Raw genomic sequence first — 11,974 nt, 5'->3', positions numbered from 1 at the left:
CCTCCCTCCCTCTCGAACCCACCCCTGGAGGCACCCATGCCGCTCCACGAAGGCCCCCGCCGGCCCGCCGAGAGCCGCCTGTCCGTCAACCCCTTCTACGGCCCCGCCAACCCGCTCGGCGACATGGCCGAGGCCCCGCCCACCCACCGGCTCCCGGACCAGCCCATGGCGCCGGCGACCGCCCACCAGCTGGTGCGCGACGAGCTGATGCTCGACGGCAACGCGCGGCTGAACCTCGCCACGTTCGTCACCACCTGGATGGAGCCGGAGGCCGGGGTGCTGATGGCGGAGTGCCGGGACAAGAACATGATCGACAAGGACGAGTACCCGCGGACCGCCGAGCTGGAGCGGCGCTGCGTGGCGATGCTCGCCGACCTGTGGAACGCGCCCGACCCGGCGACCGTCGTGGGGTGTTCGACGACCGGGTCGAGCGAGGCGTGCATGCTCGCCGGGATGGCGCTGAAGCGGCGCTGGGCGAAGCGCAACGCCGACCGCTACCCGGGCGCGCGGCCCAACCTGGTCATGGGCGTCAACGTGCAGGTCTGCTGGGAGAAGTTCTGCAATTTCTGGGAGGTGGAGGCCCGGCTGGTGCCCATGGAGGGCGAGCGGTTCCACCTCGACCCGCAGGCCGCGGCCGAGCTGTGCGACGAGAACACCATCGGGGTCGTCGGCATCCTCGGCTCCACCTTCGACGGGTCCTACGAGCCGATCGCCGACCTGTGCGCGGCGCTGGACGCGCTGCGCGAACGGACCGGGCTGGACGTCCCCGTGCACGTGGACGGGGCGTCGGGGGCCATGGTCGCGCCGTTCCTCGACGAGGACCTGGTGTGGGACTTCCGGCTGCCGAGGGTGGCGTCGATCAACACCTCGGGGCACAAGTACGGGCTGGTCTACCCGGGCGTCGGCTGGGCGCTGTGGCGGGACGCGGAGGCGCTGCCGGAGGAGCTGGTGTTCCGGGTGAACTACCTGGGCGGCGACATGCCGACGTTCGCGCTGAACTTCTCCCGGCCGGGCGCGCAGGTCGTGGCGCAGTACTACACGTTCCTGCGGCTGGGCCGGGAAGGCTACCGGGCCGTGCAGCAGGCCTCCCGGGACGTGGCCACGGGACTGGCCGGGCGGGTCGAGGCGCTCGGCGACTTCCAACTGCTGACCCGGGGCGACGAACTGCCGGTGTTCGCCTTCACGACCGCGCCGGACGTGAAGGCGTACGACGTCTTCGACGTCTCCCGGCGACTGCGCGAGAGCGGCTGGCTGGTGCCCGCGTACACCTTCCCGCCGAACCGGGAGGACCTGTCCGTGCTGCGGGTGGTGTGCCGCAACGGCTTCTCCGCCGACCTCGCGGAGCTGCTCGCGCAGGACCTGGAGCGCCTGCTGCCGGACCTGCGCCGGCAGCCGCGCCCACTGACCGAGGACAGGGGCGCGGCGACCGGTTTCCACCACTGAGGCTCACGCCGGGGCCGGCGGCAGGGGGCCGGGCGAGTATCCGCGTGCCGGTCGTACTCGGGTGTTCGCCCGGTGCCGCGGGCGGGGTACGCCCTGACCGAGCCAAGCCGAGAGCTGGAGGACGTGCCAGGCGTCGCAAGGCGGTCGGGACTTCACGCACACCCCCTAGCGGCTCAGGCGGTTGAACCGCCGTACCGCCAGGGGGAAGAACACCGTCAGCAGGGCCAGGGGCCAGACGATCGCGGCCCACGCGTGGCCGGACTCCGTGCCGGGGACGCCGAACAGGTGCCGAACGGCCGTGGCCGTGTGGGACATCGGGTTCCATTCGACGACCGTGCCCAGCCAGCCGGGCATGGAGCCGGGCGTGGCCAGCGCGTTGGAGAGGAAGCCGACCGGCCAGACCAGGATCTGCACGGCCTGCACCAGCTCCGGCTTGCCGGCCACCAGCGCCAGGTGGATGCCGATCCACAGCATGGCGAACCGGAACAGCAGCAACAGGCCCACGGCCGCGAGGAGGGCCTGCGGGCCGCCGCCGGGTCGCCAGCCGAGGGCGACGCCGACGCCGATGAGCACGGCCAGGGCCATCGCCGACTGGAGCATGTCGGCGGCCGAACGGCCCACCAGCACGGCACCGTTGGCCATCGGCATCGATCGGAACCGGTCGATCACGCCCTTGTTGAGGTCCTGCGTGACGGCGAGCAGCGTGCCCTCCAGGCCGAAGGCCATGGTGAGCGCGAGCATGCCGGGGATCAGGTAGTCGCGGTACTCGCCGCTCACCCCCCGGCCGCCGCCGATGAGGTAGCCGAACATCAGCAGCAGCATCACCGGGAAGACCAGGTTGACGACCAGCTGCACGGGCTGCCGTCCCCAGCGGGCGAGTTCCCGGCGGGTCATGGTCCAGGAGTCGGTCAGTGCATGGGCGGTCACGCGGTCTCCTTCACTCGGCGGTCGTCTCCGGTGAGGTGCAGGAACACCTCGTCCAGCGTCGGGCGGCGCAGGGCGACGTCCTCCGCCTCGATCCCGGCCTCGTGGAGGGCCCGTACGACCCCGGAGAGCGCCTCCATGCGGTCGGTCACGGGGGCGCTCAGCAGCCTGCGGTCGGCGTCGACGCCGATCCCCGTGAGGGGCAGCAGGGCGACGGCCGCGCCCAGTTGGCCGGCGTCGCGCAGGACCACGTCGATGCGGTCGCCGCCGGCCTCGGCCTTCAGCTCGTCCGCCGTGCCCTCGGCGATGACCCGGCCGGCGTCGACGACCGAGATGCGGTCGGCGAGCTGGTCTGCCTCCTCCAGGTACTGGGTGGTGAGCAGGACCGTCGTGCCGCCGCCGACCAGGGAGCGGACGGAGGACCACACCTCGGCGCGGCCGCGCGGGTCGAGGCCGGTGGTGGGCTCGTCCAGGAACAGCACCTCCGGCTCGGTGATCAGGGACGCCGCGAGGTCCAGCCGGCGCCGCATGCCGCCGCTGTACTGCCGGACCGCCTTGCGGCCGGTGTCGGCCAGACCGAAGCGCTCCAGGAGTTCGCCGGCACGCGCGCGTGCCCGCCGCGCGCCCAGGTGGTGCAGCCGCCCGAACAGCTCCAGGTTCTGCCGGCCGCCGAGCTCCTCGTCGAGCGCGGCGTGCTGGCCGAGCAGGCCGATGCGCAGCCGCACGGCGTACGCCTCGCGCACCACGTCGTGCCCGGCCACCTCGACCCGGCCCGCGTCGGGCCGCAGCAGGGTGGACAGGACCCTCACGAGGGTGGTCTTGCCCGCGCCGTTCGGGCCGAGCACCCCGTGCACCGTGCCGCGCGCGACCGTGAGGTCGAGCCCGTTCAGCGCCTTCTTGTCGCCGTACGTCTTCTCCGCGCCTTCGACGGTGATCGCCGCGTCGGCCACTGAGCCTCCCCTTCTAGTCAAACTTGACTACAGGCTCGAAGGTATCCCAGCCCGAGCCATTCGTCAAACTTGATTAGTGGTCGTCCCCGGGATGCCGCTCCCCCGTCGCGTAGGGGTTCTCCTCGCCCGGGGCCAGGACCCCGACGAACGGGTCGCCCTCGTCGGCGAAGGTGTAGGCGCCGCCCTCGATGCGCTCGATGAGGCCGCGGGTCCACTCGGCCTCGGAGTCGGCCGTGTGGACCCACATGTTCATGATCTCGCCGATGTGCCCGAGCTGCCCGGGGCCCTCCTCGGGCACGTAGTGCTCCAGGACGGAGGTCCGCCACTGCTCGATCCGCAGGGTCCGCTCCTTCAGCAGCGCGACCGCCTCCGCCCGCGGCAGGTCGACGACGAAGCCGACGGCCGCCGTCTTCACGTCCCCGCGCTGGTCGTAGGTGACCAGCGCGTCCCTCAGCAGCCGGAAGTACTCCTCGCTGCCCTGCCCGGTGATCTCGTACTCCGTGCGCGGCGGGCCGCCCGCCGTGGACGGGGCGATCTCGTGCGCGTGCAGCAGGCCCTGCTTCGCCATCTGTTTCAGGGCGTGGTAGATCGAGCCGGGCTTGGCGTTGGACCACTCGTGCGCGCCCCAGTACTCCAGGTCGTTGCGCACCTGGTAGCCGTGGGCGCGGCCGTGCATGCGGACCGCGCCGAGCACGAGGAGACGGATCGCTGACATGCGGCCAAGGTTATGACCCGGCCGCCACCCGGTGTTCCTCGGCCACCAGCTCGAAGGCGGTCCTGCCGTCCAGGGACTCGCGGATGATGTCGGCGTGCCCCGCGTGCCGGGCGGTCTCGCGGATCAGGTGGAGGCACAGCCAGCGCATCGAGAGCTGCTCGTCCTTCGGGTTCCAGGACGTCGCGGGCAGCTCGAAGGTGTCGTCGAGGCTGGGCACCGCCCGGATGAACGCCTCCGTGTCGGCGGCGACCTTCTCGTAGTACGCGAGCTGCGACTCCACGGTCTCGTCACCGGCCAGCCGGAAGCACTCGTGCCAGTTGGACTCGTCCCGGTGGACGGCCGGCGGCTCGCCCTTGGCCCGGGCGATCCAGCCCTGCTCGACCTCGGCGACGTGCTTGAGCAGACCGGCCAGGGACAGCTCGCTGGCGCTGGGCCGGGACGACGCCTGCTCGTCCGTGAGGCCCAGCAGCGCCCGCCGGATGCCGCAGCGCTGCTCGGCGACGAAGGCCAGGAGCGCCCCGCGCTCGTCGCCGTGTGCCTCAGCCGGAACGTGAGTGACCATGACCGCCGCCTTTCACCAGGTCCGGGGCATCTCCCCTGACACCGAAAAAGCTACGGACCCTTGCGGTCAGGTTCTGTCCGCAAGGGTCCGGGCGCCGGAAGGTCCGGAGAAACCAGCAGCTCTAGAACGGGAAGCCGCTGCGGCCGTGCTGCACCGAGATCCACTTGGTCGTGGTGAACGAGTCGAGCATCGTGTCGCCGTTGAGCCGGCCGATGCCCGAGTGCTTCTCACCGCCGAACGGGACGATCGGCTCGTCGTGCACGGTGCCGTCGTTCACGTGGAACATGCCCGTGTCGATCTGCTTGGCGAAGGCGACCCCGCGCTCGACGTTCCCGGTGTGGACGGCACCGCTCAGGCCGTACGGGGTGTCGTTGACGAGGCGTACGGCCTCGTCCTCGCCGTCGAACGGGACGAGGAAGGCGACCGGGCCGAAGACCTCCTGCTTGAGCAACGCCGAGGCGGCGGGGAGGTCCGTCAGCACGGACGGCTCGACGAGGTTGTCGGTCCGCCCGCCGCGCACGAGGGCCGTGGCGCCCTCGGCGAGGGCCTGCTCGACCACACCGGAGACGGCGTCCGCCTGCGAGGAGTTGATGACCGGGCCGATGACGGTCTCCGGGTCGCGCGGGTCGCCCGCCTTGAGGGTCTTCACCTTGGCGACGAACTTCTCGGTGAACTCGTCCGCGACCGAACGGTCGACGAGGACCCGGTTGGCGGCCATGCAGACCTGGCCCTGGTGGACGTACCGGCTGAAGACCGCCGCGTCGACCGCGTAGTCGATGTCGGCGTCGTCGAGGACGACCAGCGCGCTGTTGCCGCCCAGTTCGAGGACGGAGCGCTTGAACAGCCGGGCGCAGACGGTCGCCACGTGCCGGCCGACGGCGTCGGAGCCGGTGAAGGAGATGACCTTGGGGACCGGGTGCTCCAGGAAGGCGTCGCCGATCTCGGCGATGTCCGTGATGAGCACGTTCAGCAGTCCGCCGGGCAGCCCCGCGTCCTCGAAGATCTTCGCGACCAGGGAGCCGCCGACGATCGGAGTGTTCTGGTGCGGCTTGAGCACCACGGCGTTGCCGAGCGCGAGCGCCGGGGCGACGGACTTGATCGACAGCAGGAAGGGGAAGTTGAAGGGGCTGATCACGCCCACGACCCCGACGGGCACGCGGTAGACGCGGTTCTCCTTGCCGTCCACCGGCGAGGGGATGATCCGGCCTTCGGGCGCCAGGGCCAGATGGACCGCCTCGCGCAGGAACTCCTTGGCGAGGTGCAGCTCGAACGCGGCCTTCAGACGGGTGCCGCCGAGCTCGGCGATGATGGCCTCGGAGATCTCGGCCTCGCGCTCCTCGATCAGGCGCAGCGCCTTCTCGAAGACCGCCCGGCGGGCGTAGGGGTTGGTCGCGGCCCACTGCTTCTGGGCGCGGGCCGCCGCCCGGTACGCCTGATCGACCTCGTCGACCGTGGCTATGGTGATCGACGCCAGCTTCTCGTCGTCGTACGGGTTGAAGTCGATGATGTCCCAGGAGCCGGTACCCGGGCGCCACTCACCGTCGATGTACTGCTGTGCAAGGTCGGTGAAGTAGGACGACGACATGTGTGATCCCTCGATCCCTGGCAGACCTCTGATCGCGCCTTCACGATCTGATCACACGTCATCGTACTTGTGTTTCAGGAGAGTTGGAGGAGTACTTCAGGAGAGCTGGAGCAGGCCCCGCAGAAGGTCCCGGCTCTCCGACGGGCCCGGGCTGTCGCTCTGCAGTTCCTTGAGCGCCTTCTCGTACTGGGCGACGTCCTCGGCCTTGTCCAGGTACAGGGCGCTGGTGAGCTGCTCCAGGTAGACGACGTCCGAGAGGTCGGACTCCGGGAAGCTGAGGATCGTGAACGCGCCACTTTCGCCGGCGTGGCCGCCGAGGCTGAACGGCACCACTTGGAGCCGTACGTTGGGCCGCTCGGAGATGTCGATGAGGTGCTGGAGCTGGCCCCGCATCACCGCGCGGTCGCCGTACGGGCGGCGCAGGGCGGCCTCGTCCAGGATGATGTGGAAGTCGGGCGCGCGCTCGTCGACGAGGTACTTCTGGCGCTCCAGCCGCAGCGCCACGCGGCGCTCGACGTCGGCCTCGCTCGCGCCCTGCATGCCGCGCCGGACCACCGCGTGGGCGTACGCCTCGGTCTGCAGCAGGCCGTGCACGAACTGCACCTCGTACGCCCGGATCAGCGAGGCGGCGCCCTCCAGGCCGACGTAGGTCGGGAACCAGCTGGGCAGGACGTCCGAGTAACTGTGCCACCAGCCCGCGACGTTGGCCTCTTTGGCCAGGGAGAGCAGGGAGGCGCGCTCCTGCTCGTCCGTGATGCCGTACAGGGTCAGCAGGTCCTCGACGTCTCTGGTCTTGAAGCTCACCCGGCCCAACTCCATCCGGCTGATCTTCGACTCGGAGGCGCGGATCGAGTAGCCCGCCGCCTCGCGCGTGATGCCCCGCGCCTCACGCAGTCGCCTGAGTTGTGATCCGAGCAGCATGCGCCGCACCACCGATCCCGGCTCTCCCGCGCTCACGTTCGCCAGCCTCCCCAACGTCTTCAGGGGCCGCAGTCTGCCACTAAAACACTCCGAGCAGTACTCGTCCGGTTACGGAAACGGAATCGAGACGGTCGGCGCTCGTGCGCGGGAGCAAGAAGAAGGCAAGTGAACGGCCAAAGAGAGTCGCGAAGATGACGGAAAAATTGGCCAACAAGCGGTACGGGACAGCTCATTCCGGTCACCTGCACGTGCATCTGCCCTTGCATCTGCTGTACGCATCCGAAACCATGGTCCCGCACCACCGCCGCATCGCACCGACCGCGAATTCCCGGGAGTGCCTCGCATGGGGACGAATGGATCGACCATGCTCGAGCCGTTACGGCAGGGCCTTCCGCCGCTGGATCCCGCGGCAGTGTCCGACGCCGCCTCCTGCGCTCTGCCCGCCCGCTACGAAGCGGTGCGCGAGGCACGGCAGTTCACTCGCAGAACCCTCGACCAGTGGGACATGGGCGAGCGGTTCGACGACGTCTGTCTGGTGGTCTCGGAACTCGTCACCAACGCCCTGCGGCACGGGCTGCCGGCGAACGGCGCGTGCGCCGGAGGCCGTGAGCCTCCCGTGCGGCTGCATCTGATGCGGTGGACCGAGCGGCTGGTGTGCGCGGTGCGCGACCCCAGTCATGACAGTCCGGTGACCCGGGAGGCCGACGACTTCTCGGCCGAGTCGGGCCGCGGGCTGTTCCTCGTCGACTCCTTCAGCGACAGCTGGGGCTGGCATCCGCTGGCGGGGGCGCTCGACGGCAAGGTGGTCTGGGCGCTGTTCCGGCTGCCGCGGACCGGTTCCCGGCCGCACGGGGAATGAGAAACCGCGGCGCTTCCTCGCGTCGCGGTTCTACGCGCGTTACCGCGCGTTGAGTGCCGATTGCCCCGTTTTCACCGGGGGCTGCCGGATCGTCAGCCGCCCACCAGGTGGTCGAACTCGCCGTCCTTCACGCCCAGCAGCATGGCCTCGATCTCCGCGCGGGTGTAGACCAGAGCGGGACCGTCGGGGAAGCGCGAGTTGCGGACGGCGACGTCTCCGCCCGGCAGCCGGGCGAACTCCACGCATGAGCCCTGCGAGTTGCTGTGCCGGCTCTTCTGCCAGGCCACACCGTGCAGCCCGGCGGCCGCCATACCGTTGTACACGTCGTGGTCCACAGGTCGCTCCCCGGTGGTGCACTGGCTGGTGTGGCCATTGATGCAGTGGTCAACTGACCCGGATCATAGCCCTGTTCATGTGCAGATGCATGGGCAGATGCACGTGCACGCGGGGTGCTCCCGCGGTTACAGCTTTGACGACCGCTTTACCGAAGTTCTTGACTGTTTGACGACTTGTCCGTGCCTCTCGTTCCCCGAGGCCCGCGACGAAGTCGGCGGGTTCGGCGGAGGTCCGGTGGAGGCGGAGCATCCACTCGGCGGCGGGGCGAGGGGCCGCGCGGGGGCCGCACCGGAGAAGCGTGAGCTGAGGCGCGGGTCACGGGGCGGTCGTTCGACGGGCCGAACCGCATCCGGAAGGCGGCCACGGCCTGCGGGGACGGGGAGAAATGGGCCGGTCGCAGCAGGCCGGGGTCGTCCCTGTGTCCGGTGCGTTGCTCGGACCATCGCCGGATACCGCGCCCGGCCTCCGGCCCCCGACGACCCGCGCACCGGCCACCCGGTCCGCTCCCGCCGTCGGCGTCGCGCACCCGGGCCGGCCGGCGTCCGTCCCGGTCCGGGGCGCCCGCGGCGGGCCCAAGGGGCCTGGCCGATCGACGACGGCCGCAGACCCCGGCACGTGATGCGCAGGAGGTTCCCCACGCGTCAAGCGTGGGGAACCTCACCCGGTCGCGCACGTGTGGACGCCGACAGAGCCCGGCGACCGCCGGTGCCGAAGCCCCGGCCGGTCCCGGCTGCCCGCCGCGGTCCGCGACGCCGGTGTGCCGACAGCACTTTCCGGGCTGGTCACGGCATGGGCAGAGGTCTCCCCCACGCGCGCGTGCGCACCGAATGCGGTCGGCTGAGCCTGGCGACCGCCACGACCGATGCCACCGGCACCCCGCCCGGCCACGGTCCGGACCCCCGTGCCAGTCGGCTCACAGCTTCCGGCTCGGTCACGGCGTGGGCAGGCTCCTCGAACGGCCGGGACACCCGGCTGTCGGCCGACAGCTGCTTCCGAGCCGGTCTCATCACGGTGAAGGGCCCCCACCCGTCACATGTCGGGAACCTCACCCGGCACATCGCGCGTGCGCGCCGGCTGAGCCTGGCGACGCCACCGCCGGCCCCACCGGCATCCCGCTCCGGCCCGGCCGCACTCGTGGTCACCCGGGTCAGCGGCCCGCGTAAGGGAGCAGGGCCATCTCGCGGGCGTTCTTGATGGCCCTGGCCAGCTGTCGTTGCTGCTGGGACGAGACCCGGGTCACGCGGCGGCTGCGGATCTTGCCGCGGTCGGAGATGAACTTCCGCAGCAGGTCGGTGTCCTTGTAGTCGATGTAGGTGATCCCGGCCTGGTCCAGGGGGTTGGGCCGGTCCTTGACGGGCTTGCGGTCGGGCTTGCGCGGCATGAGGGGTCAGACCTCCAGGAGGGTGTCGAAAGCGTGCGGCAGGCGCTGCCAGGCGTCCGGCCCGGCGGCGTACTCGGCGTCGGTCAGCAGGCAGGACTCCAGCAGTCGCTCCAGGCCGTCCCGGTCGAGGCCGGGCGAGGTGAAGACGAGGTGCTGGCAGCGGTCGCCGTGCTCGGGGTGCCAGTCCAGCGCGGCGGCGGCCCGGCGCACCGGCGGGACCATGTCCCAGGCCGCGTCCGGCAGGGAGGCCAGCCACGGGCCCGTGCTCTCCACGCACAGGGCCCCGCCCGCCGCGTCCCAGTGGAAGAGCGTGTCGGGCTTGTCGGCGAGCCAGAACCGGCCCCGGCTGCGGGCGGCCGCACAGGTCAGGTCCTCCAGCGCGGCGTACAGCCGCTCGGGGTGGAAGGGGCGCCGCCTGCTCCACACCAGGGTGGAGACGCCGTGCGCGTCGGCCTCGGCGGGGAGCAGGGCACAGGCCGGGTGCTGGGCGGCGGCGGCCGCCTCGACGTCGAAGCCGGCCAGGGCGGCCTGAGCCAGGGGCGAGAGCGGACGCCGGCGCGGGGTCGGCACCGTCAGGCCGTCACCGTCCGGGTCGGCCGGGGCGTCCTGGCCGACGAGCACTTGGCGGGCCGTCGGGTGCAGCTGCGCGAGCAGCTCGCGGTCCTCGTCGTCGGCCTCCGGGGACTCGGCGACGGCCAGCACGGGGGCGTACTCCAGCTGGCGCGCGAAGGTGTCGGCGACCGTGCGCTGGTCGGTGGCCGCGGCGGCGAGACCGCCGTCGGCCAGGTCGTCGCCGTTGCCGAGGTACGGCAGGACCAGGGCCGGGTCGACGGCGGTGATCACGCCGGTGACGGTGAGACCGCCGGCCGTGACGACTTCGGCCATGGCCTTGGGCTCGACGGAGTCCCACAGCTCGACGACCGCGAGGCGGGTGCCGCCGGTGTCCCGCAGCCGCTCCAGCTCCGGCACCAGGTCCTCGCGCAGGGCACAGCAGGCGCAGTCGTTGACGAGCGGCGCCTCCCCCGCGTCGAGGATGCCGGTGGCGTCCCTGATGGTCCGTACGACCGTGCCCGCGGCGGCCGTCGCGAGGTCGTGGTGGAGGACGACGCTGCCGGGCACGTCGGCGAGCAGCCGCGCGACGGCCGCCCTGCGGGCATCGGCGTGCAGCCCGCCGACGATCACGACGGGGAGCCCAGGAGGGACAGCCATGGGTCAGCCCTTCCTTCCGTACCGGCGCTCGAAGCGCTCCACGCGGCCCGCGGTGTCCAGGACGCGGGCCGTGCCGGTGTAGAAGGGGTGGCTGACGTCGGAGATCTCGACGTCGACGACCGGGTAGGTGTTGCCGTCCTCCCACTCGATCGTCTTCTCGCTCGTCATGGTCGAGCGGGTGAGGAAGGCGTAGTTCGCGGCACGGTCACGGAAGACGACGGGGCCGTACGCCGGGTGGATTCCCTCGCGCATGGTCAGCGCTCCTCTCGGAATTCGACGTGGCGGCCGGCGACCGGATCGAACTTGCGCAGGGTCAGGCGGTCCGGGTCGTTGCGGCGGTTCTTGCGGGTCACGTAGGTGAAGCCGGTCCCGGCGGTGGACCGGAGCTTGATGACCGGACGGAGTTCGTTGCGTGCCATGCCGCTATGCTACTGAAAATGAATTCCATTTACATCACCTGAGACAGAGAGGTACGTCACCACCATGTCCGCGCACTGCATGCTGACCGGCACCCAGCCGGGCTTCGGCAACCGCATCTCGCACTCCCACCGGCGCACGTCCCGCCGGTTCGACCCCAACATCCAGTCCAAGCGCTACTGGCTGCCGAGCGAGGGCCGCTACGTCCGGCTCCGACTGAGCACCAGGGCGATCAAGACCGTCGACACGATCGGGATCGAGGCGGCCGTCGCCCGGATCCGCGCCCGGGGAGTGAGGGTCTGATGGCCAAGAAGAGCAAGATCGCGAAGAACGACAGGCGGCAGGAGGTCGTCGCGCGGTACGCCGCCCGGCGGGCCGAGCTGAAGGAGATCATCCGGAGGCCGTCGTCGACGGAGGCCGAACGGCTCGCCGCCCAGGCGGAGCTGCGCAGGCAGCCGCGGGACGCCAGCGCCACGCGGGTGCGCAACCGCGACCAGGTGGACGGCCGGCCGCGCGGCTACTTCCGGGCGTTCGGGCTGTCCCGGGTGAGTCTGCGGGAGCAGGCGCACGCGGGTTATCTGCCCGGGGTGCGCAAGTCGTCCTGGTAAGAGGGCGTTCGGGAGTCCCTTGACGGGCCCTGGTAGCTTGCTGCGATCGTTCCGGCCAGGAGGC

15 protein-coding genes are annotated in these 11,974 nt (G+C 71.2%); 4 read left to right on the top strand and 11 right to left on the bottom strand.

The features are described 5' to 3' along the window. Window positions 1–36 precede the first annotated feature (36 nt). Window positions 37–1,443, top strand: a complete 1,407-nt coding sequence (gene gad / locus HNR57_RS17140) for a glutamate decarboxylase (protein WP_184560855.1) — start codon at window positions 37–39, stop codon at window positions 1,441–1,443. Between the two features lie 165 nt (window positions 1,444–1,608). On the opposite strand, the gene HNR57_RS17135 is transcribed toward gad, so the two are convergent. From HNR57_RS17135 to HNR57_RS17110, 6 genes are all read right to left on the bottom strand, one after another. Beyond that, entirely contained in the window at window positions 1,609–2,370 is a 762-nt protein-coding gene (locus HNR57_RS17135) for an ABC transporter permease (RefSeq protein ID WP_184560854.1), read from the bottom strand. Beyond that, window positions 2,367–3,317, bottom strand: coding sequence for an efflux ABC transporter ATPase subunit, DrrA-related (locus HNR57_RS17130; protein ID WP_184560853.1), 951 nt, complete (start codon window positions 3,315–3,317; stop codon window positions 2,367–2,369). The genes HNR57_RS17135 and HNR57_RS17130 overlap by 4 nt, the downstream gene beginning before the upstream one ends. A 73-nt stretch (window positions 3,318–3,390) precedes the next feature. Then, window positions 3,391–4,032 (bottom strand): PadR family transcriptional regulator, encoded by a 642-nt coding sequence (locus tag HNR57_RS17125; protein ID WP_184560852.1) that lies wholly within the window; start codon window positions 4,030–4,032, stop codon window positions 3,391–3,393. Window positions 4,033–4,042: 10 nt separating this feature from the next. Beyond that, the gene (locus HNR57_RS17120; RefSeq protein ID WP_184560851.1) at window positions 4,043–4,594 is read right to left on the bottom strand and encodes a DinB family protein; all 552 of its coding nucleotides are present in this window, start codon (window positions 4,592–4,594) and stop codon (window positions 4,043–4,045) included. Between the two features lie 121 nt (window positions 4,595–4,715). Continuing rightward, window positions 4,716–6,179, bottom strand: a complete 1,464-nt coding sequence (locus HNR57_RS17115; RefSeq protein ID WP_184560850.1) for an aldehyde dehydrogenase family protein — start codon at window positions 6,177–6,179, stop codon at window positions 4,716–4,718. Between the two features lie 96 nt (window positions 6,180–6,275). Then, window positions 6,276–7,112 carry a Sco1979 family transcriptional regulator gene (locus tag HNR57_RS17110; protein WP_513820648.1) on the bottom strand — a complete coding sequence of 279 codons (837 nt, stop codon included), beginning with the start codon at window positions 7,110–7,112 and terminating at the stop codon, window positions 6,276–6,278. A 352-nt stretch (window positions 7,113–7,464) separates the two neighbouring features. Here HNR57_RS17110 and HNR57_RS17105 point away from each other — a divergent pair, with 352 nt between their 5' ends. After that, on the top strand, window positions 7,465–7,959 hold the full coding sequence (locus HNR57_RS17105) for an ATP-binding protein (protein WP_313673925.1): 495 nt from the start codon (window positions 7,465–7,467) through the stop codon (window positions 7,957–7,959). 92 nt (window positions 7,960–8,051) lie between these two features. On the opposite strand, the gene HNR57_RS17100 is transcribed toward HNR57_RS17105, so the two are convergent. The 5 genes from HNR57_RS17100 to rpmG form a co-directional block, all read right to left on the bottom strand. Further along, window positions 8,052–8,270: a DUF397 domain-containing protein gene (locus HNR57_RS17100; protein WP_045296613.1), complete on the bottom strand. Its 219-nt coding sequence runs from the start codon at window positions 8,268–8,270 to the stop codon at window positions 8,052–8,054. A 1,172-nt stretch (window positions 8,271–9,442) separates the two neighbouring features. After that, complete coding sequence (gene rpsR / locus HNR57_RS17095; RefSeq protein WP_184560848.1) at window positions 9,443–9,676, bottom strand: 30S ribosomal protein S18; 234 nt, start codon at window positions 9,674–9,676, stop codon at window positions 9,443–9,445. 6 nt (window positions 9,677–9,682) lie between these two features. Beyond that, entirely contained in the window at window positions 9,683–10,885 is a 1,203-nt protein-coding gene (locus HNR57_RS17090; RefSeq protein WP_184560847.1) for a CobW family GTP-binding protein, read from the bottom strand. Window positions 10,886–10,888: 3 nt separating this feature from the next. Further along, on the bottom strand, window positions 10,889–11,137 hold the full coding sequence (locus tag HNR57_RS17085; RefSeq protein WP_184560846.1) for a type B 50S ribosomal protein L31: 249 nt from the start codon (window positions 11,135–11,137) through the stop codon (window positions 10,889–10,891). Window positions 11,138–11,139: 2 nt separating this feature from the next. Then, on the bottom strand, window positions 11,140–11,304 hold the full coding sequence (rpmG, locus tag HNR57_RS17080) for a 50S ribosomal protein L33 (protein WP_033310252.1): 165 nt from the start codon (window positions 11,302–11,304) through the stop codon (window positions 11,140–11,142). 64 nt (window positions 11,305–11,368) lie between these two features. Here rpmG and rpmB point away from each other — a divergent pair, with 64 nt between their 5' ends. After that, window positions 11,369–11,605, top strand: coding sequence for a 50S ribosomal protein L28 (rpmB, locus tag HNR57_RS17075; protein WP_184560845.1), 237 nt, complete (start codon window positions 11,369–11,371; stop codon window positions 11,603–11,605). Beyond that, window positions 11,605–11,910: a 30S ribosomal protein S14 gene (gene rpsN / locus HNR57_RS17070; RefSeq protein WP_062928325.1), complete on the top strand. Its 306-nt coding sequence runs from the start codon at window positions 11,605–11,607 to the stop codon at window positions 11,908–11,910. The genes rpmB and rpsN overlap by 1 nt, the downstream gene beginning before the upstream one ends. Window positions 11,911–11,974 lie beyond the last annotated feature (64 nt).

This window comes from Streptomyces paradoxus, from assembly GCF_014202475.1.
GTDB classification, from domain to species: Bacteria; Actinomycetota; Actinomycetes; order Streptomycetales; family Streptomycetaceae; genus Streptomyces; species Streptomyces paradoxus.
Note: the sequence above shows the minus strand (reverse complement) of the source record. Positions and strands in the feature narration are given on the sequence as shown.

Bases quoted from the DNA above. Each gene is read 5' to 3' on its own strand.
- gad (WP_184560855.1), top strand. From the start codon at position 37: ATGCCGCTCCACGAAGGCCCCCGCCGGCCCGCCGAGAGCCGCCTGTCC.
- HNR57_RS17125 (WP_184560852.1), bottom strand. From the start codon at position 4,032: ATGTCAGCGATCCGTCTCCTCGTGCTCGGCGCGGTCCGCATGCACGGC.
- HNR57_RS17120 (WP_184560851.1), bottom strand. From the start codon at position 4,594: ATGGTCACTCACGTTCCGGCTGAGGCACACGGCGACGAGCGCGGGGCG.
- HNR57_RS17115 (WP_184560850.1), bottom strand. From the start codon at position 6,179: ATGTCGTCGTCCTACTTCACCGACCTTGCACAGCAGTACATCGACGGT.
- HNR57_RS17105 (WP_313673925.1), top strand. From the start codon at position 7,465: ATGCTCGAGCCGTTACGGCAGGGCCTTCCGCCGCTGGATCCCGCGGCA.
- HNR57_RS17100 (WP_045296613.1), bottom strand. From the start codon at position 8,270: ATGGCGGCCGCCGGGCTGCACGGTGTGGCCTGGCAGAAGAGCCGGCAC.
- rpsR (WP_184560848.1), bottom strand. From the start codon at position 9,676: ATGCCGCGCAAGCCCGACCGCAAGCCCGTCAAGGACCGGCCCAACCCC.
- HNR57_RS17090 (WP_184560847.1), bottom strand. From the start codon at position 10,885: ATGGCTGTCCCTCCTGGGCTCCCCGTCGTGATCGTCGGCGGGCTGCAC.
- HNR57_RS17085 (WP_184560846.1), bottom strand. From the start codon at position 11,137: ATGCGCGAGGGAATCCACCCGGCGTACGGCCCCGTCGTCTTCCGTGAC.
- rpmG (WP_033310252.1), bottom strand. From the start codon at position 11,304: ATGGCACGCAACGAACTCCGTCCGGTCATCAAGCTCCGGTCCACCGCC.
- rpmB (WP_184560845.1), top strand. From the start codon at position 11,369: ATGTCCGCGCACTGCATGCTGACCGGCACCCAGCCGGGCTTCGGCAAC.
- rpsN (WP_062928325.1), top strand. From the start codon at position 11,605: ATGGCCAAGAAGAGCAAGATCGCGAAGAACGACAGGCGGCAGGAGGTC.